Source organism: Clostridium sp., from assembly GCF_050717635.1.
Lineage (GTDB): Bacteria > Bacillota > Clostridia > Clostridiales > Clostridiaceae > Clostridium_AD.
Window position 1 is genome coordinate 67,555 of the sequence record NZ_JBOITO010000002.1, and the last position, 23,134, is coordinate 90,688.

Consider the following 23,134-nt stretch of genomic DNA (forward strand, 5'->3'; position numbering starts at 1 on the left):
TTAAATTTTGCCCTGTGATAGCTCATAGGGCTTAATTATAAAAAAATTGAGGGGGAACAAAGATGGAACGATTTCAGTTGAAAGAAAATGGAAGTGACGTAAAAAAGGAGGTTATTGGAGGGATAACAACATTTTTAACTATGGCCTACATTATTGCAGTTAATGCAAATATTTTAGGTGCTACAGGAATGGATATGGGTGCCATAGTTACAGTAACTTGTTTAACAGCAGGTCTTACTACAATAGCTATGGGATTATATGCAAATCTACCTTTTGCATTAGCATCAGGAATGGGACTCAATGCATTCTTTGCTTTTAGTGTAGTATTAGGAAAAGGAATTCCATGGCAAGTGGCACTGGCAGCTGTATTTGTAGAAGGTCTTATTTTTATTGTATTATCATTAACCAATGTAAGAGAAGCAGTAGTTAATGCTATACCAACAACTTTAAAATTGGCAGTTACTGCAGGTATCGGACTTTTTATAGCATTTATTGGTTTTGTAGATGCTGGAATTGTAGTTAGCAATGATGCAACAAAGGTAGCTATGGGTACGTTTAAAAGCCCAGCAGTACTAATCACAGTACTGGGAGTAATCGTAATAGTAGTATTGTCAAAGAAAAAAGTTAGAGGAGCTATATTATGGGGAATAGTTGCAAGTGCTGGAGCAGCTTGGATATATGCTATGATAGCACCAATAACAGCAGCAACTTATGGAATAGCTACTCCAAAAGGAATATTTAAACTTCAATCAATGTCCCCAATTGCTTTTAAACTAGATTTTTCATACTTAACAGATTCAAGTAGAATACTGGATTTTCTTATAATAATATTAACATTCTTATTTGTTGATTTTTTCGATACTGTAGGAACTTTAGTAGGAGTTGCGTCTAAGGTTGGAATGGTTGACAAAGATGGTAAGGTTAAAAATGCTGGAAAGGCACTACTTGTAGATGCCGTTGGTACTACTGTGGGAGCTGTCCTTGGTACTTCAACTGTAACTACTTACGTAGAAAGCTCAGCGGGAGTTGCAGAAGGCGCTAGAACAGGACTTGCTTCTGTTGTAACAGGAATATTATTCTTAATAGCAATGTTCTTTTCACCATTATTTGTTGCAATACCAATGTGTGCAACTGCACCAGCACTCATTATAGTAGGATTTTTCATGATAGGTGGAATAACTAAGATAGATTTTAATGATTTCACTGAGGGAGTACCTGCTTTCTTAACAATCATAATGATGCCACTTACTTATAGTATAGGAGATGGTTTAACAATTGGACTTCTTTCTTATGCTGTATTAAACGGAATCAATAACTTATTTACTAAGGATCATACTAAGAGAAAGAAAGTTTCAATCGTTATTTATATTTTGGCGATAATATTTGTTGGTAAATTAATTGTTACAGGCTAAAAGTTATAAAAAAAAACAATTCGCTTAAGCGAATTGTTTTTTTTTATTGAGTGACAGGCACTTGTAGAATAATAGAGAATTATACATTATCTAGTGGCTTATCTTTTGGTAAGATAAGATTTAGTGCTATTGCCACTATTGTTGTAACAACGATAGATGATTTACCAAATATAGATATAAACCATGTTGGGAATAGAGCAAATGCATCAGGAACTTGAACAATACCCATACCTAAGGCTATTGAAATACCTACAACTGCTGAGTTTCTCATTGTAATCTTGGATGAGGAAATCATTTTAATTCCTGTCATTGTTATAGTGGCAAAAACAGAGATTGTTGCTCCACCAAGAACACATTGAGGGATAGTTGTAAGTAGTGAGGCAAATTTAGGAATAAGTCCTGCTAAAATAACAACAAAAGAAGCAAATGCAAATACCCATTTATTGATAACTTTATTTGTAATTACTATACCAACATTTTGGCTAAACGTTGCAGTTGGCATACAACCAAAGAGTGAACCAAGTATACTAGAGAAACCGTTTCCAATAATACCGCCAGAAAGCTCCTTGTGGGTAGGCTCTCTATCCATGCCTCCACCCGTAGTAGCAGATAAATCACCTATAGCTTGAACAGAATTTACAATATACATTATAGCCATAGATATTATGGCTGTAGCATTAAAGCTTATACCAAAGTGCATAAGCTTTGGTGCTTGAAAAAGTCCAGCTGAAGCAAATGAATCAAAGGACACCATTCCAAGGGATAGTGCAAGAATATACCCAACAATTATACCTATTAAAATGGATGCTAGTTTAAGAGTTCCTTTAGTAAAGAAATTTAGAAAGACTACAACTCCAAGGGTTATCATGGCAACGGTCCAGTTCAAAGGAGAACCAAACGTAGGAGAACCAACGCCACCAGCTATATACTTAATAGCAACCGTATACAGGGATAATCCTATGGCAAAAATAACTGTACCAGTAACAAGTGGTGGAAAGAATTTTATAAGCTTTTTAAGGAATATTCCAAAAAATATGGCTACTATTCCACCTACTATTTGCGCTCCAAAAACTGTAGCAAGATTAAATTCACCAGTAATAGCTGCAAGTGTAGGGACATATGCAAAACTTACTCCCATAATTACAGGGAGCTTCGAACCGATAACCTTGCCTAGAGGAAAAATTTGAATTAGTGTTGCTATACCTGCGAAAAACAGTGAAGATTGTACAAGTAAAATTTTGTCTGGACCAGTAAGATTTGCAATTCCAGCAATTATGAGAGCAGGTGTAACGCACCCAACAATCATAGCAACAACGTGTTGAAGGCCTAATGGTATAATTTCTTTTATTGATGGCATACCATCAAACTTAAATAGTAGTGACTTTTGATTAGAACTCATAAAAAGATCCTCCTAATATTTAACTTTGCTTATTTTATTGTAGTCCCTGTAATACCTGCTATACCATCCTTAGCTTTTTCAAGTAGGGTTATGAGGGAATATCTTTCCTCTTTTGATGAGGCAAAATCAATAGCAGCTTCTACTTTAGGTAACATTGATCCAGGAGCAAAGTGGCCTTCCTTTGCATATTGACTAATTTCAGAAGTTGTAATATTTCCTAGCCATTTTTCATTCGGTTTGCCATAATTAATAGCAACTTTTTCTACTGCTGTTAAAATAATAAGACAATCTGCATCAAGTTCTTTTGCAAGAGTACAACTAGCGAAATCCTTATCAATAACTGCGCTTACACCTTTTAGGTGATTACCTTCTCTTATGACAGGTATGCCACCGCCACCACAGGCAATAACAACTTGGCCTATATCAACTAGGGATCTTATTGTTTCAATTTCAACAATACCTACTGGCTTTGGTGAAGCTACAACTTCTCTGTATCCTCGACCTGCATCTTCAACAACTTGTTTACCAGTCTTTACAAAAGTATCAGCTTCTTCTTTTGTCATAAAACTTCCAATAGGTTTTGTTGGATGTTCAAAGGCTTTATCACTTGGATTTACTTCAACTTGAGTTATTATGGTTGAAACATTTTTGCTTATGTTACGATTAAAAAGTTCTTCTTTTAATGCATTTTGTAAGTCATAACCAATATAAGCTTGACTCATTGCAACGCAGACAGACATAGGTACAGACGAATATTTAGGATTATTTTTACGAAGTTCACTCATTGCAATATTAATCATTCCAACTTGAGGACCATTTCCATGAGAAATAACAACATCATTGCCAGCTTCGATAAGGTCAACTATAGCTTTTGAAGTAGATTTGACAGCTTCCATTTGTTCTTTTAAATTAGTACCAAGAGCATTACCACCCAGTGCTATTACTATTTTCTTGTTCATAAAATTATACCTCCATTAATAAATTTTTGTAGAAAAGGCTATATGAAATTAAAAATTTCATGTAGCCTTTTATGAAAAGCAATTTAAAGCATTATTTTATTTTGCGTTCTACATTATTTTTCTCAAGCATAGCTAAAACGCCTTGAGGATTTTTAATTTTACTTAAGAAAATCATAGAAGCTATAGCATAAGGTTTATAAGAAGCTTGTTTATAAAGCGGTTTACGGTAACGATCGAAGACAGATGCGTCAACTTCTCCAACTTTACAACTAAGTCCAGAAATATCAGCTGGTAAACAATGCATGTAAAGTGCTTTTCCATCTTTTGTTGTTTTCATAAGTTCTTCAGTACACTGCCAATCTATATGTTCTGCATTTTGTGCAAGAAGTTCTTTTTCAAGTGAATTAATACCTGCAGTATCACCATTACCATATAAATCTGTACGTTTTTCCATAGCAACAAAAGGAGCCCAGCTTTTTGGATAAACTATGTCTGCATCTTTAAAAGCTTCTGCCATAGAATTTGTTTTTGTAAATGATCCACCATACTGTTCAGCGTTTTTAATTGCAACTTCTTCAACTTCACTCATAACTTCATAACCTTCAGGATGTGCAAGAACAACATCCATTCCAAATCGAGTTAATAGTCCAATTATTCCTTGAGGAACTGAAAGTGGTTTACCATATGATGGGGAATATGCCCAAGACATAGCAATTTTTTTGCCTTTTAAGTTTTCAATACCACCAAATTCATTTATAAGATGAAGAGCATCAGCCATACATTGTGTAGGGTGATCAATATCACATTGTAAATTAACAAGTGTAGGACGTTGTTCTAATATACCGTCTTCATTACCTATTTTCACAGCGTTAGATACTTCGCGCATATAAGTATTACCTTTTCCAATATACATATCATCACGGATACCTATAACATCTGCCATGAAAGAGATCATGTTAGCAGTTTCTCTTACTGTTTCACCATGTGCAACCTGAGATTTTCCTTCCTCTAAATCTTGAACTTCAAGACCGAGGAGGTTACAAGCAGAAGCAAAGCTAAATCTTGTGCGAGTTGAATTGTCACGGAATAGTGAAATTCCAAGACCACTATCAAAAATCTTTGAGGATATGTTATTTTCACGAAGCTCTCTAAGAGATTCTGCCACAGTGAAAACTGCTTCTAATTCATTCTGTGTTTTTTCCCAAGTAAGTAGAAAATCATTATTATACATGTTTTTAAAATCAAGTGAGTCAAGTTTTTGAATATATTTATCCATTATAGCCATTATTAAACACTCCTTTTAATTTAGATTATTTGTTTTTACAATAGATTGTTGGAAGAGCAGCATATACAGCAGCACATTTAACTAAGTCTTCTTTCCAAGTTCTTTCATTTGGAGCATGTGCCTGAGCTTCTGCACCAGGTCCAAATCCTATACATGGTATTCCGTGACGACCCATTATAGCAACTCCGTTTGTTGAGAATGTCCATTTATCAGTAAGTGGGCGAGCTTTTCTCATTTCATCAGTGTTAGTAGCACCGCTTCTTGTTGTTCCGAACATTCCTTTGTATGATTCTTCCATTGCCTTAACAACAGCATGATCTTCAGGTATAACCCATGTAGGGAAGTAGCAATCCTGAGGGTATGAAAGTCCAGTCCAACTTTCTTTTTCATATTTATACATCGTAACTTCTGCGTTGTATTTTTTAGCAGCTGGAAGCTGACGAATTTCTTCGAGGCAACTTTCCCATGTTTCTCCAGATGTCATACGACGGTCTAATGAAATCGCGCAAGAGTCAGCTACAGCACAACGGCTTGGTGAAGTAAAGAATATTTCTGATGTAGCTATAGTACCACGTCCGAGGAAGTTTGCTTCTTCGAAATTAGAGTTGTATTTTTTATCTAACATTTTTACTAGACCTTTGATTTCTGTAGAATCAGCAGCATCATTTGTGTTAAGGTTTTTGACATCCATTAATATCTCAGCCATTTTATAGATTGCGTTGTCTCCTCTTTCTGGAGCTGAACCGTGACATGAAACACCCTTAACATCAACACGGATTTCCATACGTCCTCTATGTCCTCTGTAGATACCGCTATCAGTAGGCTCTGTGCTTACAACGAATTCGGGTTTAATTTTGTCCTGTTCTATTATGTGCAGCCAGCAGTTTCCGTCACAGTCCTCTTCTTGTACTGATCCAACTACGAGGGCTGTGTAATCTTTACTTAACATGTCAAGATCTTTCATTATCTTAGCACCATATACAGCAGAAACTATACCACCAAGTTGATCAGACGTACCACGTCCGCCAATTTCTTCTTCAGTTTCATAACCTGTATAAGGATCGAAAGTCCAGTTAGAAAGTTCTCCAAGACCAACAGTGTCAATATGAGCATCAAAAGCTATAAGGGTTTTACCTGTTCCAACATACCCTAAAATATTTCCTTGCGCATCAATTTCTACTTTATCAAAACCAAGTGATACCATTTCTTGCTCTATTCTTTTAACAACACCTTCTTCTCCACAGCTTTCACCTGGGATAGCAATTAGGTCACGTAAGAATTTTGTCATTTGAGTTTCATAACCTTCTGCGCTTAGTTTAATACCATTAAAATCCATAATATATACCTCCTATAATAATTTTTAGATAAATTTTATATGCATTGGAAAGGGTAAATTAATATTCTCCATTCCAAACAATTTTACGGTAGAAATCAGGGTCAGTATTTCCCTCTGTTGAGAAGAGTAGAACTTTTGAGTTTTCATTTAGTTTTAGGGATTCTTTTAAATCCTTTAAATTATCGTTTGTCATGATATCAAACAGGATTCCCATTGTTACAGCGCCAGATTCACCAGAAATAACTTTAGGATCACCCTTAAGAGGAACTGCAAGTATTCTCATACCTTTTGCAGACACATGATCTGAGCAAGATATAAAGTGAGAGCTGTTGTTTTTTAAAATATCCCATGCTATTGTATTTGGTTCGCCGCAGGCAAGTCCTGCCATAATGGTTGGCATATCATCACTAACAATTCTTACTTCTCCATCGTTAGCTTTAGCAGAGCGGAATATACAATCTGCCAAATTTGATTCCACCACAACTACTGTTGGGGGATTCTCTGGATAAACATTTGCAAAGTATCCTTGAACGGCACCAGCAAGAGAACCAACACCAGCTTGTATAAAAATATGAGTTGGTGCGGAGGAGTTATCAGATTTTAGTTGCTCATTAGCCTCCATTGCCATTGTTCCATAACCTTGCATAATCCAAGTTGGAATTTCTTTGTAGCCTTCCCAAGCTGTGTCTTGAATAACTACAGAACCCGGAACCTTTGCTGATTCTGCCATTGCTATTCGTACACATTCATCGTAATTTACTTCTTCTATTGTAGCAGTAGCGCCTTCTTTTTGGATGTTTTCAAGTCTAACTTCTGATGAGCCTTTTGGCATAAAAACAACACATTTTTGGTTTAATTTATTAGCAGCCCAGGCAAGTCCTCTTCCATGGTTACCATCTGTTGCAGTAAAAAAAGTTGTTTGTCCAAATTCTTCAAGAGTTTCCTTAGATGTTAGAATATTGTAAGGTAGTTCAGATATGTCTTTTCCAAGTTTCTTTGCAATATATGAACCTATAGCAAAAGATCCACCTAATACTTTAAAAGCATTTAATCCAAATCTTTTAGATTCATCTTTCACATATAGACTTTTAAGTCCTAAGAAATTAGCCATCTTATCTAGCTTAACTAGTGGTGTCTCAGTATACTGTGGAAAGCTCTTATGAAATGAAGCAGCTTTTAAAACCTTTTCAGGTGACATTATATTAAGTGTTTCATTAGATGTTTTTGGGAGCTTATTAGGTACCCACTTTATTTTTGTCATAAAAAAACCTCCTGTGTTTTCATATATATCATATTTTGCTTTGTTATAATATCGATTAAATCATATAATAAAGCTGAAAATTTAAACAATTTCATAATTCAAGTATATCAAATATTTTTTCTAAAATCAATAACAATTACAAAAATATTTTAAATTTACAAAAATTTTTGTAAATCAATTGAAGAAATCTTAAAAAGATGATAAAATGTACTTATAATAGTAATGTGAATAATCAATTAATAAATTGAATTGTTTTTCTATCAAAAAGAATATAAATTATAGGAGGAAAATTATGATATTAATAGGTAATGGTAAGCTACTTACTAGAGATGATAATAATACATTTATCCAAGATGGTTGTGTATGTGTTGATGATAATATTATTGTAGATCTTGGAACCACAGAGCAAATGAAGAAAAAATATGGGTCGGCTGAGTTTGTGGATGCTAGAAAAGGCATGATTATGCCAGGAATGATTAATACTCACCATCATATATATAGTGCATTCGCTCGTGGGCTTTCTATTAAGGGGTTTAGTCCTAAAGGCTTTTCAGATATTTTAGAAGGAATGTGGTGGACAATAGATAGGTTATTAACCCTTCAAGATACAAAATATAGTGCTTATACAACTTACTTAGATAGTATAAGAAATGGTGTTACAACTGTTTTTGATCATCATGCAAGTTATGGTAATATAGAAGGAAGTTTATTTGAAATATCAGATGCGGCTAAAGAACTTGGAATTCGAACTTCACTATGTTATGAAGTTTCTGATAGAGATGGACAAGAAAAAATGAAACAAGCTGTAAAGGAAAATGTTGATTTTATGAAAAAAGTTAAAAACGACTCTTCGGACATGCAAAAGGGTATGATGGGACTTCATGCATCATTTACGTTAAGTAATAAAACCCTTGAGTATTGTGCACAGAATATGCCGGAAGGTGCAGGTTATCATGTACATACAGCTGAAGGTATAACGGATGTATACGATTGCCTTAAAAAGTATAATAAAAGAATAGTAAATAGGTTTTTTGATTTTGATATCTTAGGTGAAAAAACTATCGCTGTTCATTGCATTCATACAAATAATGGGGAAATGGATTTATTAAAGCATACGGACACTATGGTAGTTCATAATCCTGAATCTAATATGGGCAATGCAGTAGGATGTACACCAGTACTTGAACTTGTAAAAAAAGGGATTACATTAGGGCTTGGAACAGATGGATATACAAACGATATGTTTGAATCAATGAAGGTTGCAAATGTTTTGCAAAAACATCATAACTGTGATCCAACTGTTGCATGGGGTGAAGTACCTTTAATGCTTTTCGATAATAATGCAAAGATTGCTAATAGATTTTTTGAAAAACCACTTGGTGTTATAAAAAAAGGAGCTTATGCAGATATTATAGTAGCAGATTATGATTCACTAACACCACTAGATGGAAACAATGCAAACTCTCATATTTTATTTGGAGTAAGTGGAAGGTGTGTTACAACTACAATGATAAATGGTAAAATTCTTATGAAAGATCGCGAAATACTCGGTGTTGATACTGAAAAAATCATGATGAAATCAAGAGAATTATCAAATGAATTATGGAATAAAATCAATAAATAAAAAATAGGAGGAATTAGATATGGGAGATAGAATGACACCTATTCCATTTAAAGATTTAATGAAATGGATAATGGAAGAGAATAAAAAATACGGTAAGATATTTGGAGTAAACAAATTTTTTAAAAACAATGACAACAAGGTGCTTGAAATTTTTGGTGAAAAAATAGAAACTCCTTTTGGTCCAGCTGCTGGTCCAGCTACACAACTTGCACAAAATATAATTGCATCTTATGTTTCTGGATGTAGATTTTTTGAATTAAAAACAGTGCAAACCCTTGATGGAGAAGATTTACCGGTATCAAAGCCATGTATAAATGCAGCAGATGAGTGTTATAACGTAGAATGGTCAACAGAACTTAGAATTCCTGAGGCTTATGATGAGTATGTTAAAGCTTGGTTTGCCTTGAAATTATTATCTAAAGAATTAGAACTTGGAGATCCTAATGGATTTATTTTTAACATGAGCGTAGGCTATGATTTTGAGGGTATTTGCTCACCTAAAATAGATAATTTTATTATGGGCCTAAAAGATGCATCTAAGAGTGATATATGGAAAGAGTGCACCGAATATACTTTAGATAATATAGAAAAATTTAAAAATATAGATAGTGAATATGTTGAGAATATATCAACTAAAGTAAGTACATCAATAACATTATCAACGCTACATGGATGTCCATCAAAAGAAATTGAACGTATTGCAACATATTTAATAAGTGAAAAAGGTATGAATACTTTTGTAAAATGTAATCCTACAATATTAGGTTATGAATTTGCAAGAAAAACATTAGATAGTATGGGATATGATTATCTGACCTTTGATGATCATCATTTTATAGAAGACTTACAATATGCAGATGCTATTGTTATGTTTAAACGCCTTCAAAAATTAGCAAGCGGCGCTTCATTAACCTTTGGCGTTAAATTAACTAATACATTGCCAGTGGGAATTAAAAATAGTGAATTACCTGGTGATGAGATGTATATGTCAGGAAAATCTCTATATCCACTTTCAATAGCACTTGCGTATAAGCTTTCAAAAGAATTTAATGGCACACTTAAAATGTCTTATTCTGGGGGAGCAGACGTTTTCAATATAAAACAGATATTTGAAACAGGTATATGGCCTATAACTATAGCAACAACGTTATTAAAAATCGGCGGATATGAAAGATGTGTTCAAATCGCTGAAACACTTAAAGAATCAGAATATAAGAACAGGTATGTTATGGATAATGAAAAATTGTATGAACTCAAAAACAGCTCGATAAGTGATATTCATCATATTAAGCCTATAAAACCAATTCCTAGTCGTAAAATAAATGCAAAAGTACCACTAGTTGATTGTTTTGTTGCTTCTTGTCAAGATGGATGTCCTATACACCAAGATATTCCAGAATATATACGTCTTGTAGGGCAAAATAAACATCTTGAGGCATTAAAGGTTATAACACTGAAAAATCCCCTTCCATTTATAACGGGAACAATATGTAATCATGCGTGCATGAGTAAATGTAGTAGAATTTTCTGTGATGAGTCTGTTAATATCAGAAACATAAAATTACAAGCTGCAGAAAATGCATATGATAATTTGATGAAAGAGATTAAAGTAACAGAGAAAAGTAGCGTAAAGGTTGCTATAATTGGTGGAGGAGCTACAGGACTTGCAGCAGCTTATTTCCTTGCAAGAGAAGGAATTAGTGCAACAATTTTTGAAAAACGAAAATCACTGGGTGGAATAGTAAAACATGTAGTCCCAGAATTTAGAATATCAGGGGATACTGTTGAAAAAGACGTAGAGCTTATTAAAAGTTTGGGAGTTGAAGTTCACCTAAACTCAGAGCAGAATTCTGTAGATGAATTAAGGAAACAAGGATATAAGTATATTTTACTTGCAATTGGTGCATGGAAACCAGGTAAGTTAGATATTAAAGGTGAAAATGTAATTAATGTAATTGAATTCTTAGAGAGATTAAGAAGTGGAGATAGCAGCCTTGCCCTTGGGAAAAATGTTGTAGTTGTAGGCGGTGGTAACACAGCTATGGATGCAGCTAGAGCAGCTAAAAAAGTTAAGGGAGTAGAACATGTATATTTAGTGTACCGTAGAACTAAAAAATACATGCCAGCAGATGCTGAAGAACTTTACCTTGCAATTGAAGATGGAGTAGAGTTTAAGGAGTTATTAGCACCAGTGAAAATCAGTAGTGGGGTTCTTACATGTGAAGTTATGAAACTGGGAGAGCCAGATGAAAGTGGCAGAAGAAAACCAGTTGGAAGTGGAGAGATGGTAGAAATACTTGCAGATATTTTAATATCAGCAGTTGGTGAGAAGGTAGATCCTAAGATATTTAAAGAAAACAATATTTTAGTAAATGAAAGAGAACAGGCTGTTGTAAATGAGGAAACATTAGAAACAAACATTGAAAAAGTGTATGTTGCTGGAGATGGTCTACATGGTCCTTCAACAGTAGTTCAAGGTATAGCAGAAGCAACTAAGTTTGCAAGGGCTGTAGTTAAAGAGGAGAAAAATTATAATTTCACAATTAGTTCAGAACGTTTAGGTGATGATATTTGTGGAATAAATGCAAAAAAAGGTATACTTAAAATGGCTACTAAAGGTATTAATGAAACTGAAAGATGCCTTCAATGTTCAACGATTTGTGAAGTTTGTGTGGATGTTTGTCCTAATCGCGCAAATGTTACAATAAACGTTAAGGGCAAAGAAATGCATCAAATAATCCACCTTGATAAACTGTGTAATGAGTGTGGAAACTGTGAAACTTTCTGTCCATATAGTAGTGCTCCATATAAAGAGAAGTTTACGCTTTATGCTACAGAAGCAGACTTTGAAAACAGTGAAAACATGGGTTTTGTAATTTTGAATGTGGATAAGAACATCGTAAAAGTTAGATTAGAAGGCAAAGTTTTAGAGGTTAATCTTAAAGACAATGATTCAGGATTACCTAAAGACATAGAGAATATGATTTGGGCTGTAATCACTGATTATAGTTATATGATATAAAAATTGTGAGGTGAAGTAATATGTCAATTATTATTAAAGGCGGAACTATTGTAACTCCGAGTAAAAGCTATATTTCAGATATTAAAATTGAAGGTGAGATAATTGTTAACATTGGTGAGGATTTACAAGATAATAAGGCTAAAATAGTAGATGCAAAAGGATGTTTAGTGTTCCCGGGATTTATTGATTCTCATACTCACCTTGATTTAGACACAGGATACACAAGAACTGCAGATAATTTTAAAACAGGTACTGCTGCAGCTATCATGGGTGGAACCACAACAATTTTGGATTTTGCAACTCAAAACAAGGGAGAGACTCTAAGTGAAGGCCTTAATAATTGGCATAAACTAGCAAAAGGCGTTTCAAGCTGTGATTATGGCTTTCATATGGCAATAACAGATTGGAATGAAGATGTTAAAAATGAACTTCAAACAATGTGCCAGCAGGGGATAACATCATTTAAAGCGTATATGGCTTATGATAATTTACGTATTAATGATGGAGAAATATATGAAATACTAAAATGCCTTAAAGAGTATAACGCTATACTTGGCGTTCATTGTGAAAATGGTGATCTTGTAAATACTATGGTAAATGAGCAACTGAGCTCAGGAAATACTACGCCATCTGCCCATCCGTTATCAAGGCCAAATATGGTTGAAGCTGAAGCAGTATCAAGATTTATAGATATTGCATACTTAGCGGGAGCACCTATATATATTGTACATTTGAGTACAAAAGAATCCTTAGATGTGGTATTAAAAGCAAGAAAAAGAGGACAGAGTGTATATATAGAAACCTGTCCTCAATATCTACTTTTAGATGATAGTTTATATTTAGGCGAGGATTTTGAAAGTGCTAAATACGTTCTGTCACCACCGCTCAGGAAAAGTGATGATATAGAAAGATTATGGCAAGCACTTAACAATGGAGATATAGACATCGTTGGAACTGACCATTGTAGTTTTAATCTTAAAGGGCAAAAGGAACATGGCATAAATGATTTTAGTAAAATCCCAAGTGGATTACCAGGAATTGAGCATAGACCAATTCTTATATATAGCTATGGAGTAGATAAGGGTAGAATAACTAAAGAACAAATGTGTAGCATGCTTAGTGAAAATACTTCTAGAATGTTCGGAATGTATCCTCGTAAGGGTACGCTTCAAGTTGGAAGTGATGCAGATATAGTTATATGGGATGAATCGCGGGAAGGATTTATATCTGTGGATAATCAAATGCAAAATGTGGATTATACACCTTATGAAGGATTTAAAACTATAGGATATGCTAAACAAGTTTTTCTAAGAGGAAATCATATTGTGCGTGATGGGAATATTATAAGTGAAAATTTAGGCAAATATATAGAACGAGGTGGTATTAATGTTTAACTTTGTTATAAATGGAAATAAGGTCAGTACAAGTGATGATAAAAAGTTAATTACATTTTTAAGAGAAGATATGAACCTAACATCAGTTAAGAATGGTTGCTCTGAAGGTGCTTGTGGAACATGTATGGTTTTAGTAGACGGCGTGGCAAAAAAAGCATGTGTGTTAAAAACTAGTAAGATCCAAGATAAAAACATTGTAACTGTTGATGGACTTTCGAATAGAGAAAAAGATGTTTATGGATATGCTTTTATGGAAGCTGGAGCTGTTCAGTGTGGGTTTTGTACCCCAGGAATGGTCATAAGTTCAAAAGGTTTAATTGATAAAGTGGAAGATCCAACAGAACTTGAGATAAAAAATGCCTTAAAGAATAATATCTGTCGTTGCACTGGATATGTAAAAATAATTGAAGCAGTCAAACTAGCTGCAAAATTATTAAGAGAGAATACGCAGGTGCCTAAAGGCGTCTGCGGCGCACTAGTTGGGGAAAACCTAAATAGAATTGACGCAGTAGATAAAGTTCTTGGAACAGCAGAATATGTAGATGATATACGTATAGAAGGCATGATTTATGGTGGGGCAGTTAGAACTAAATATCCAAGAGCTATAGTAAAAAGTATAGATGTTAGCGAGGCTAAAAATTTGCCAGGAGTTTATGCAGTAATTACATCTAATGAGCTTCCAGGAAATCAAAAGGTTGGCCATATCATAAAGGACTGGGATGTATTAATACCTGTAGGCAAGACAACTCACTGCATAGGAGATGCTATAGTTTTAATAGCAGCGGAGTCAGAGGAAATATTAGAGAAAGCTAAATCACTAGTTAAAATTGATTTTGAGGAATTAGTGCCTGTTACATCTCCAATTGAGGCTCTAAAAGGAAATGCACCGCAGATTCACGCAAGTGGTAATATACTTGCAACTGAGAACTTGATATTTGGTAATGCAGATAAATTTATAAAAAATTCAAAATATGTAGTAACTAATAAATATAGCACACCATTTACAGAACATGCTTTCTTAGAAACAGAAACAGCTGTTGCAAGACCTGATGGTGATGGTGGAATAATAATATATTGTGCAGATCAAGGGATTTATCAAACAAGGAAGGAATCAGCAGAAGCCCTTGGAATAGATCAAAGTAAAGTAAGAGTAGTAAGTAAGATAGTTGGCGGTGGCTTTGGTGGTAAAGAAGATATGAGTGTTCAACACCATACAGCGATTCTTGCCTTTTTAACAAATAGACCTGTAAAGTTTGCGCTGTCAAGGAAAGAGAGCATAATGTTACATCCAAAGCGTCATGCAATGGAGATGGAGTTTACAACCTCATGTGATGAAAATGGATATTTGACTGCTATGAAAGCTATTATCATTGCTGATACTGGGGCTTATGCATCCCTGGGAGGACCAGTCCTTCAAAGAGCTTGTACCCATGCAGCAGGTCCATATAATTATCAAAATGTTGACATAGTGGGAAAAGCAATATATACAAACAACCCACCAGCTGGTGCCTTTAGAGGGTTTGGAGTGCCGCAGAGTTGTTTTGCAATAGAGTCAAATTTAAATCAGCTCGCAGAAATGGTAGGAATAACTCCCTGGGAAATAAGATATAGAAATGCTATAAGACCAGGACAGATTCTTCCTAATGGTCAAATTGCAGATGAGTCTACAGCTATTGTTGAAACACTAGAAGCAGTAAAAGAAATATGTGAAAAATATCCAAAAGCTGGAATAGCTTGTGCTATAAAAAACAGTGGACTTGGGGTAGGTCTTCCGGATATTGGACGCTGTAAACTTATAATTAAGGATAGCAAAGTATATATCCATTCTAGTGCAGCTTGTATTGGACAAGGGCTTGGAACTATATTAACGCAAATAGTTTGTGAAACTCTTAATATATCAGCGGATAAAGTGGTATATGCTCCGCCAGATACCTCAACTTGCCCTGATTCAGGAAATACAACAGCTTCACGTCAAACCTTATTTACAGGTGAGGCAGCCAAAAAAGCAGCTATAAAACTTCTTGATACATTAAGCTATCAGAAATTAGAAAACTTAGATGGTGAAGAATTTTACGGGGAATTTAAGGGAATAACTGATAAAATGAATTCAATTAAACAAAATCCTATAAGTCATGTAGCCTATGGTTATGCAACTCAAGTTGTTATTTTAAATGATGAAGGTGAAATAGATAGTGTTATTGCGGTTCATGATGTTGGTACTGCTGTTAATCCTAAAAATATTGAGGGACAGATTCAGGGTGGTGTTGTTATGAGTCTTGGATATGCATTAACAGAAGATTATCCACTTGTGGATAGCGTTCCAACTGCAAAATTTGCAACACTAGGATTACTTAAAGTAACACAGGTTCCAAAAATAGAGTGTATAATACTCGGTAAAGGCAATAATAAACTTGCATATGGAGCAAAAGGAATAGGCGAAATATGTTCAATACCTACCGCTCCCGCTGTGGCTGGTGCCTATTATAATTATGATGGAGAATTCAGGACTAAGCTTCCTATTTCTAATACACCATACAGAAAGAAAAAGTAACGAATGGGCGATGTTATGAAACTTAGTAATTACCTTGGATTAGTGAAGAGTGATATCATATCTATTGTAGGTGCAGGTGGAAAAACCACAATGATGTTTAAATTAGGTGGGGAGCTACGGGGCCTTAATAAGGTCCTAGTAACCACAACTACCAAAATATACCTTCCATTAGAGGATAAGTATGATTTTATCTGTACTGATAGTGGAATGTTATCTAAGTATGCTCATATGCAGGAAAATGGGATATATATTTTAGGATCAGGTGTAAACGGTGAAAATAAAATATTAGGCCTTGCTGAAAGTGAGTTAGATGAGTTAGTACCATACTTTGATTATATTCTTATAGAAGCTGATGGAGCAAAGAAAAAATGCCTTAAAGGCTGGAATGAAACTGAACCAATTATATTCAAAAGAACCACAAAAACTGTAGGTATTATAGATATAAAAGCTCTTGGAATGGTAATCAATGAGAATAATGTTCATAGAAGTGAAATATTTTGTGAGTTAACTGGCGCAAAACAAGGTGAAACTGTTAAAATTGAACACTTACTTAAGATAATTATAAATCCTCTAGGACTGTTTAAGGCAGCACTAGGGGAAAAAATATTATACATCAATAAAGTGGAATCAGCCAATGACTTAATATTAGCTAAGGCCTTAGTTAATGAAACAAACATAAAAGGCGAGAACCCAATAGATCAAATACTCATTGGAAGTTTAAAAACTGACACATATTTAGATAAAGTATGAAAGTAGGTGATAGAATTTGATAAGTGCTATAATCTTAGCAGCAGGTTACTCAAGGAGAATGGGAGTGAATAAGCTACTTTTAAAATATAGAGGTGAGTCACTAATACAGCGAACTATAAACACTATTTTAAAGTGTGGATTTTCAGAGGTGATTCTTGTAGCTAGGGAAGAAGAAGTTATAGAAATTGGTAATATGAATAAGCTTGTGGTGATTAAAAACCAAAATGCAGATAAAGGAATAAGTGAATCTATTAAATTGGGTGTTGTAAATGCAAAAGAAACAGATGGCTATATGTTTTTTACCGCAGATCAGCCTTTTTTAGGTGAAGATACAATAATAAGCTTAATACGTGAGTTTATAGAAAATCCAACTAATATAATAGTACCTAAGTGCGCTATAAGGCTAGGAAATCCTGTTATATTTCCTCCGGACCTTAAGGAAGACTTTATAAAATTACAGGGGGATATTGGTGGCAAAACAATAATGAATGAAAATCTAGACAGGGTTAAATTTGTAGAAACAAGTGATAGTTGGGCATTATTTGATGTTGATACAAGTGAAAATTATGACTATATTATAAAGCTAGAGGAGAATAAGGATTATGTTTAATGATATTGTTATTGTACGTGGCGGAGGAGATTTAGCATCTGGTACAATTCAAAAATTATATAGAAGTGGTTTTAGGGTATTGGTCTTAGAAGTAGCAAAGCCTACTTGCATTAGACGGACCGTTTCTTATAGTGAAGCGGTGTATGAAAAAGAAGTAGAGATAGAAGGAATTACAGCTATACACGTAGGATGTTTAAGTGAAATAGAAAACGCTTGGATTAGTAAAAAAATTCCAGTGATTATAGACCCAGAGGGGAAGTTAATTAAAGAGATAAAGCCTAAAATTTTAGTGGATGCTATTTTGGCAAAGAAGAATCTGGGAACAACAATAGACATGGCAGATATAACCATAGCTCTTGGACCTGGCTTTACAGCAGGGAAAGATGTTGATATTGTAATAGAAACTAAAAGAGGGCATAATGTAGGTAGACTTATTTTGAGTGGTAAAGCTATAGAAAACACAGGGATTCCAGGAAATGTTATGGGTTTCTCTAAAGAAAGAGTTATACATTCGGATAGCGCTGGAATTATGAAGAATATTGTTGATATTGGTGTTATAGTTAAAAAGGATGAGGTTATTGCTTATATAGGAGAAAACCCAGTAAAAGCAACAATGCAAGGGTTACTCAGAGGGATTTTACGCGATGGAAGTACTGTACCCGTTGGATTTAAGATTGCAGATATTGATCCAAGGGAGTCAGAAAAGATTAATTGTTATACTATTTCTGATAAAGCAAGAAATATAGCTGGCGGAGTGTTAGAAGCAATATTATATCTATTGAATCAATCTAAGGAGGATATGCATTATGAATGAGAAAATTATTAAAGAAATCTATGAAAGTCTAGCAAGTGGACAAAAATCGGCATTGGTAACTATTACAGAGATAAAAGGGTCTACTCCAAGAAAAAAAGGTTCTCTTATGGCGGTTTGGGAAGATGGGAAAATTCAGGGAAGCGTTGGTGGAGGCAATATTGAATATGAGGTAATAGAAAAAGCCATAGATTGTATTAAGAAAGAAGTGGATAGAGAATTTAAATTTCAATTAACCGATGAAGGTGATTTAAACATGCAGTGTGGAGGAGATGCTACTTTATATGTGAAGGTATTTAAACCTAGACCCAAACTGCTTATTATAGGGGCGGGACATATAGGAGTAGAACTTTTTAAACTAGCAAAGATATTAGATTTTTATACTGTTATATTTGATGATCGAGATGAATATGCAAACGAAAACAGATTTGAAGGAGCAGATGAAATAATTGTAGGCGATATTTCTGAAAAGGTTTCTAAGTATCCTATTAATAAAAATACTTATATTGTAATAGTAACTAGAGGTCATGAATGTGATGCTGATGCACTTAAATTTACTGCTGAATCTGATGCTTCATATATTGGAGTAATTGGAAGTAAGAAAAAAACAGAGTTTGTTATGAAGAATTTAATAACTGAAGGAATACAAAGAGAAGCACTTAAAAAGGTATACGCACCAATAGGAATTAATATTTCCTCGGGGGAGCCAAATGAAATTGCTTTTGGGATTATGAGTGAAATTTTATTAATTAAAAATGGTGGATCATTGGAGCACTTAAAGGACATTAAAAAGGTAGAATTTTAGATGAACGTAAGTTGGAGAATTTTTTTTAAGGAAGACAATATAAAGATATTTGGTAAGGGACCCCAAAAGCTACTTTTGAAAATAGATGAATTAGGATCTATAAGAAAGGCAGCAAGTTCTATGAAGCTTTCTTACACAAAAGCCTGGAATATGATATTGTGTTTGGAGAAGGGGCTTGGTATAAAGGTACTCCAAAAACAAATTGGAGGAAAAGATGGTGGAGGTTCTATACTTACCGAAGAAGCTAGAGATTTAATTCGAAAATTTGATGAATTTGAAATGGAAGTAGAACAGTGCGTTACAGAATTATTTAATAAAAAATTCAAATAGTAGATTGCCTTAGAAATTTATATACTAACTTTATATTTACAAGGGGTACAATTAAAGGTAATATTATATGTAGCGTTATGTATTATAAAATATAACCAATTTATATCTAAGGAGTTAATACAAACAATCTCTATTGGAACAATTAAACCATGTCTTCATTCCAAAGAAGAAATAAACCTTAGAAGCAATTAAGGGTGGCAAAATAAAAAAGGGGGATGAAATTGAGTGTTAAAAATATTTTTTTAACTGGAGAGATTCATATTGGAAAATCTACTGCTATTAACAAATTTCTAGAAAAATATAAACAAAAAACTATTAGTATTTCAGGATTTAAAACAAAACCACTTTATGAAAATGAATTTTTAAAAGGGTATTATATAGAGAGCCAGATTCAATCTATGTTTTGTAATGCTTCAGAAAATTTGGTAGGAATTAATAAGATACTTGGCAAAGGGAAATCATGCTATGGAATTCCAAAAGTATTTGATGAAAAAGGTGTTGAAATACTACTTGAATCTATAAAGATGTCAAATTCAATTATATTAATGGATGAACTTGGTTTTTTTGAAAATGATGCTCTAAAGTTTCAATCCCAAGTACACAGAACTCTTGATAGCCCACATAGAGTAATGGGAGTATTAAAAGAAAAGACAAATGATTTTCTAAGGTCTGTTGCGTCTAGGAAGGATGTTAAAGTGATACGAGTTACCTTAGAAAATAGAGATAGTATTATACATGAAATTAATAAATATTGGGAGTGATTAATTATGAAAATCGTAAAAAAAAGTTTAGCGTTAGTTATATCTGTGATAGTTTTATTTACGGGTTGTTCAGGGGCATCAACTGAAAAAAAAGAAAACACTAAAACAAACTCAAGCATTAGAGTTGTTACAACATATAAACCAGCTACAGATATTGTACTTGCTTTAGGTGGCAAAGACAAATTAGTGGGAGGGAGCGATGGAGCAAAAGAAGACCCACTTCTTATGAAACTTGATGAAAATTTAGCAAGTAAATTGGCTGAAGTTGGTTCAAAGAAAAATGGTGTAAACATTGAACAAATAGTTTCTTTAAAACCTGATGTGGTAATCCTATATCCAACTAAAGAATCCGATGATACAATGAAAAAATTAGCTGATCAAAATATAAAAGTTATTTCTATTAATCCTGAAACTATAAAATTACTAAAGTCAGATATTATTAAAGTTGGAGAAGCTATAGGGGAAGTTGAAAATTCAAAGAAATTAGTAACATACTATGAAGATAAAATTGAAGATGTTGCTAAAAAGGTATCTACAATTAAAGATAAAAAAACAGTGTATCTTGCAGGTGCCCACGGTATTCTTTCTACCTCTTCAGGGGACTTTTTGCAACATGAAATAATAGAATCTGCTGGTGGAATAGATGTTGCAGCTAAGCTAAAGGGTGGATGGAATGATGTTTCTGTTGAACAAGTAATTGCATGGAATCCTGAGGAAATCATTTCTGTTATGTATTGCCCAGAGGGGAGTCCAGCTGAGATTATGGAAAAGGCTGAACTTCAAACAGTAAGTGCTATAAAAAATAAAAAAGTTCATCAGATTCCATCAAATATTGCACCTTGGGATTATCCACAGCCTAGTAGTATATTAGCAATACTTTGGATGAGTAAAACACTGTATCCAGAAGAATTTGATGATTTAGATATACATAAAGTTGTAAATGAATTTTATAGTGAATTTTATGGTAAATCTTTTGATGAGTTAGGAGGAACTTTACTTGGAGAAGGTAATACCAAAAAGTAAACCTCATAGTAAATTGTTGCAACATAAACTTGTTGTGTTTTTTATACTCTTTCTTGTAGTTTTTGTTGCATCAATATTTATGGGCAGATATCGAATGAGTATGGCTGAGTATAAAAATGTTATTATGAACTTAGGCGGATTTATAATAGGTGAACCTATATCTGATCCAAGTATTATAATTTTGTATAAAGTTAGGCTACCAAGAATTTTACTTGCATCTTTTGTTGGAGCGGGACTTGCTATTTCAGGGCTTGTTTTTCAACAGGTATTTAAAAACCCCATTGCCTCACCGGATATATTAGGAGTTACTTCAGGCGCAAGCTTTGGAGCAGCCCTTGGAATAATATTGCCTTTTGAATTCCCGGGTATAATTCAAATATGTGCATTTGCTTTTGGACTACTTGCGGTGGTTATAGTTTATGGATTAAAAAAATCCTCTAAGGATAACAATATATTGTATTTGGTTTTGTCAGGGATTATTGTTTCAGCATTTTTTTCCGCACTACTTTCAATGATAAAATATTTAGCGGATCCTTACGAACAATTACCATCCATTGTTTTCTGGTCAATGGGTGGTCTATACAGGGCAAATTGGACAAATGCTATTGGTTGTGGTTTAGTTGTTATTCCTAGCATTTTCATTATAAATAGCCTAAGATTCAAATTGAAAATGCTTTTGCTTAATGATGATATGGCAAAAACTATGGGTATGGAGGTTTCAAAGTTCAGAAATTATATTTTGTGCTTAGTTTCTTTTGTAGTTTGTTTTTGCGTTAGTATATCTGGAACGATCGGATGGATAGCACTTATAGTACCTCATATTACGAGAATAATTCTTGGATATAAAAACAAGTATATTTATTTAATTACCAGTTTGATTGGTGCTACAACGTTAATATTGCTCGATGATGTTGCACGTAGTATTAGTACTACGGAAATCCCTGTTGGTATCCTTACGGCGGCAATAGGGGCACCTGTATTAGGATATCTATTAATATTTAAGAAAACAATATAGTTAGGAGATATACTATGGATATAAAAGTAGAAAGTTTGTTTTTTAGCTATAATGAAAAGTGTATATTAGAAGATATTAATTTAGAGTTTAAAAGAGGTAACATGTATGCGTTACTTGGAAGGAATGGATCTGGGAAAACTACTTTAATAAAATTAATTTTAGGACTACTTACGTACAAGCGTGGGTTAATTACTATTGAGGGTATGAACTCTAAGAGAATACCCATAGTGGAGCTATCAAAATTAATAGCTTATGTTCCACAAAATGAGGAAGCAATCTACGGGATTAGAGTCATTGAATTAGTGGTGATGGGTAGAAATCCTTATTTGAATTTATTTGATAGGCCATATAGTAAAGAGTATGAATTAGCACAGAAGGCTCTTGTAAATCTTGGCATTGGACATTTATCGCAGAAAAACTATTGCGAAATTAGTGGAGGAGAAAGACAATTAGTTTTAATTGCCAGAGCTTTAGTCCAAAATACAAAATTTATTTTGATGGATGAGCCTATTTCTAGTTTAGACATTCGAAATCAGCATGATGTATTGGATAGAATAAAAAATATAGCCAAGGATTTTAACATAGGAATTTTGCTTTCTATTCACGACCCTAATCTTGCAATGAGATATTGTAATAGAGCAGTACTACTTAGTGGTGGTAAAGTTTTGCATTCTGGAAAAACTGAAGAAATACTAAATCAGCAGAGTTTACTAGAGGTATATGATATGAAATTTGAGGTGCTAAATACAAGAAACGGTATAAACTTTGTTAGTTTATAAGATTGGA

19 protein-coding genes are annotated in these 23,134 nt (G+C 33.9%); 14 read left to right on the forward strand and 5 right to left on the reverse strand.

Going from position 1 to position 23,134, the window contains the following annotated elements; all coding sequences use genetic code 11:
- Nucleotides 1-62 precede the first annotated feature (62 nt).
- Entirely contained in the window at nt 63-1,412 is a 1,350-nt protein-coding gene (locus tag ACREWB_RS00650; RefSeq protein WP_431545547.1) for an NCS2 family permease, read from the forward strand.
- Between the two features lie 79 nt (nt 1,413-1,491).
- Here the strand turns inward: ACREWB_RS00650 and ACREWB_RS00655 are convergent, their stop codons facing one another.
- The 5 genes from ACREWB_RS00655 to dpaL form a co-directional block, all read right to left on the reverse strand.
- On the reverse strand, nt 1,492-2,811 hold the full coding sequence (locus ACREWB_RS00655; protein ID WP_431545548.1) for a uracil-xanthine permease family protein: 1,320 nt from the start codon (nt 2,809-2,811) through the stop codon (nt 1,492-1,494).
- A gap of 29 nt (nt 2,812-2,840) precedes the next feature.
- Complete coding sequence (arcC, locus tag ACREWB_RS00660) at nt 2,841-3,770, reverse strand: carbamate kinase (protein ID WP_431545549.1); 930 nt, start codon at nt 3,768-3,770, stop codon at nt 2,841-2,843.
- 91 nt (nt 3,771-3,861) lie between these two features.
- Nucleotides 3,862-5,055 carry a knotted carbamoyltransferase YgeW gene (gene ygeW, locus ACREWB_RS00665; RefSeq protein WP_431545550.1) on the reverse strand — a complete coding sequence of 398 codons (1,194 nt, stop codon included), beginning with the start codon at nt 5,053-5,055 and terminating at the stop codon, nt 3,862-3,864.
- A gap of 25 nt (nt 5,056-5,080) precedes the next feature.
- A complete protein-coding gene (locus ACREWB_RS00670; protein WP_431545551.1) occupies nt 5,081-6,391 on the reverse strand; it encodes a YgeY family selenium metabolism-linked hydrolase in 1,311 nt (436 codons plus the stop codon).
- A gap of 58 nt (nt 6,392-6,449) precedes the next feature.
- Nucleotides 6,450-7,652, reverse strand: coding sequence for a diaminopropionate ammonia-lyase (gene dpaL, locus ACREWB_RS00675; protein WP_431545552.1), 1,203 nt, complete (start codon nt 7,650-7,652; stop codon nt 6,450-6,452).
- A gap of 292 nt (nt 7,653-7,944) precedes the next feature.
- Here dpaL and ssnA point away from each other — a divergent pair, with 292 nt between their 5' ends.
- From ssnA to ACREWB_RS00740, 13 genes are all read left to right on the forward strand, one after another.
- Nucleotides 7,945-9,276 carry a putative aminohydrolase SsnA gene (gene ssnA / locus ACREWB_RS00680; protein WP_431545553.1) on the forward strand — a complete coding sequence of 444 codons (1,332 nt, stop codon included), beginning with the start codon at nt 7,945-7,947 and terminating at the stop codon, nt 9,274-9,276.
- A 19-nt stretch (nt 9,277-9,295) separates the two neighbouring features.
- Nucleotides 9,296-12,298 (forward strand): putative selenate reductase subunit YgfK, encoded by a 3,003-nt coding sequence (ygfK, locus tag ACREWB_RS00685; protein WP_431545554.1) that lies wholly within the window; start codon nt 9,296-9,298, stop codon nt 12,296-12,298.
- 20 nt (nt 12,299-12,318) lie between these two features.
- Nucleotides 12,319-13,692, forward strand: coding sequence for a dihydropyrimidinase (gene hydA, locus ACREWB_RS00690; RefSeq protein WP_431545555.1), 1,374 nt, complete (start codon nt 12,319-12,321; stop codon nt 13,690-13,692).
- Nucleotides 13,685-16,243 carry a selenium-dependent xanthine dehydrogenase gene (xdh, locus tag ACREWB_RS00695; protein ID WP_431545556.1) on the forward strand — a complete coding sequence of 853 codons (2,559 nt, stop codon included), beginning with the start codon at nt 13,685-13,687 and terminating at the stop codon, nt 16,241-16,243. The genes hydA and xdh overlap by 8 nt, the downstream gene beginning before the upstream one ends.
- A 15-nt stretch (nt 16,244-16,258) precedes the next feature.
- A complete protein-coding gene (gene yqeC / locus ACREWB_RS00700) occupies nt 16,259-16,993 on the forward strand; it encodes a selenium cofactor biosynthesis protein YqeC (protein WP_431545557.1) in 735 nt (244 codons plus the stop codon).
- A 16-nt stretch (nt 16,994-17,009) separates the two neighbouring features.
- Nucleotides 17,010-17,603 (forward strand): molybdenum cofactor cytidylyltransferase, encoded by a 594-nt coding sequence (gene mocA / locus ACREWB_RS00705; protein WP_431545558.1) that lies wholly within the window; start codon nt 17,010-17,012, stop codon nt 17,601-17,603.
- On the forward strand, nt 17,596-18,417 hold the full coding sequence (gene yqeB, locus ACREWB_RS00710) for a selenium-dependent molybdenum cofactor biosynthesis protein YqeB (RefSeq protein ID WP_431545559.1): 822 nt from the start codon (nt 17,596-17,598) through the stop codon (nt 18,415-18,417). The genes mocA and yqeB overlap by 8 nt, the downstream gene beginning before the upstream one ends.
- Complete coding sequence (locus ACREWB_RS00715; RefSeq protein WP_431545560.1) at nt 18,410-19,219, forward strand: XdhC family protein; 810 nt, start codon at nt 18,410-18,412, stop codon at nt 19,217-19,219. The genes yqeB and ACREWB_RS00715 overlap by 8 nt, the downstream gene beginning before the upstream one ends.
- Nucleotides 19,220-19,549 (forward strand): winged helix-turn-helix domain-containing protein, encoded by a 330-nt coding sequence (locus ACREWB_RS00720; protein WP_431545561.1) that lies wholly within the window; start codon nt 19,220-19,222, stop codon nt 19,547-19,549.
- A gap of 221 nt (nt 19,550-19,770) precedes the next feature.
- Nucleotides 19,771-20,310 (forward strand): nucleoside-triphosphatase, encoded by a 540-nt coding sequence (locus ACREWB_RS00725; RefSeq protein WP_431545562.1) that lies wholly within the window; start codon nt 19,771-19,773, stop codon nt 20,308-20,310.
- 6 nt (nt 20,311-20,316) lie between these two features.
- Nucleotides 20,317-21,333: an ABC transporter substrate-binding protein gene (locus tag ACREWB_RS00730; protein WP_431545563.1), complete on the forward strand. Its 1,017-nt coding sequence runs from the start codon at nt 20,317-20,319 to the stop codon at nt 21,331-21,333.
- On the forward strand, nt 21,308-22,348 hold the full coding sequence (locus ACREWB_RS00735) for a FecCD family ABC transporter permease (RefSeq protein ID WP_431545564.1): 1,041 nt from the start codon (nt 21,308-21,310) through the stop codon (nt 22,346-22,348). Before ACREWB_RS00730 ends, ACREWB_RS00735 begins: the two co-directional genes overlap by 26 nt.
- Before the next feature lie 14 nt (nt 22,349-22,362).
- Nucleotides 22,363-23,127 carry an ABC transporter ATP-binding protein gene (locus tag ACREWB_RS00740; RefSeq protein ID WP_431545565.1) on the forward strand — a complete coding sequence of 255 codons (765 nt, stop codon included), beginning with the start codon at nt 22,363-22,365 and terminating at the stop codon, nt 23,125-23,127.
- The last annotated feature ends 7 nt before the right edge of the window (nt 23,128-23,134 follow it).

Bases quoted from the DNA above. Each gene is read 5' to 3' on its own strand.
- arcC (WP_431545549.1), bottom strand. From the start codon at position 3,770: ATGAACAAGAAAATAGTAATAGCACTGGGTGGTAATGCTCTTGGTACT.
- ACREWB_RS00720 (WP_431545561.1), top strand. From the start codon at position 19,220: ATGAACGTAAGTTGGAGAATTTTTTTTAAGGAAGACAATATAAAGATA.
- ACREWB_RS00715 (WP_431545560.1), top strand. From the start codon at position 18,410: ATGAATGAGAAAATTATTAAAGAAATCTATGAAAGTCTAGCAAGTGGA.
- hydA (WP_431545555.1), top strand. From the start codon at position 12,319: ATGTCAATTATTATTAAAGGCGGAACTATTGTAACTCCGAGTAAAAGC.
- ygeW (WP_431545550.1), bottom strand. From the start codon at position 5,055: ATGGCTATAATGGATAAATATATTCAAAAACTTGACTCACTTGATTTT.
- ACREWB_RS00655 (WP_431545548.1), bottom strand. From the start codon at position 2,811: ATGAGTTCTAATCAAAAGTCACTACTATTTAAGTTTGATGGTATGCCA.
- ACREWB_RS00670 (WP_431545551.1), bottom strand. From the start codon at position 6,391: ATGGATTTTAATGGTATTAAACTAAGCGCAGAAGGTTATGAAACTCAA.
- ACREWB_RS00730 (WP_431545563.1), top strand. From the start codon at position 20,317: ATGAAAATCGTAAAAAAAAGTTTAGCGTTAGTTATATCTGTGATAGTT.
- yqeC (WP_431545557.1), top strand. From the start codon at position 16,259: ATGAAACTTAGTAATTACCTTGGATTAGTGAAGAGTGATATCATATCT.
- ACREWB_RS00740 (WP_431545565.1), top strand. From the start codon at position 22,363: ATGGATATAAAAGTAGAAAGTTTGTTTTTTAGCTATAATGAAAAGTGT.
- ygfK (WP_431545554.1), top strand. From the start codon at position 9,296: ATGGGAGATAGAATGACACCTATTCCATTTAAAGATTTAATGAAATGG.
- yqeB (WP_431545559.1), top strand. From the start codon at position 17,596: ATGTTTAATGATATTGTTATTGTACGTGGCGGAGGAGATTTAGCATCT.
- dpaL (WP_431545552.1), bottom strand. From the start codon at position 7,652: ATGACAAAAATAAAGTGGGTACCTAATAAGCTCCCAAAAACATCTAAT.
- ACREWB_RS00650 (WP_431545547.1), top strand. From the start codon at position 63: ATGGAACGATTTCAGTTGAAAGAAAATGGAAGTGACGTAAAAAAGGAG.
- xdh (WP_431545556.1), top strand. From the start codon at position 13,685: ATGTTTAACTTTGTTATAAATGGAAATAAGGTCAGTACAAGTGATGAT.
- ssnA (WP_431545553.1), top strand. From the start codon at position 7,945: ATGATATTAATAGGTAATGGTAAGCTACTTACTAGAGATGATAATAAT.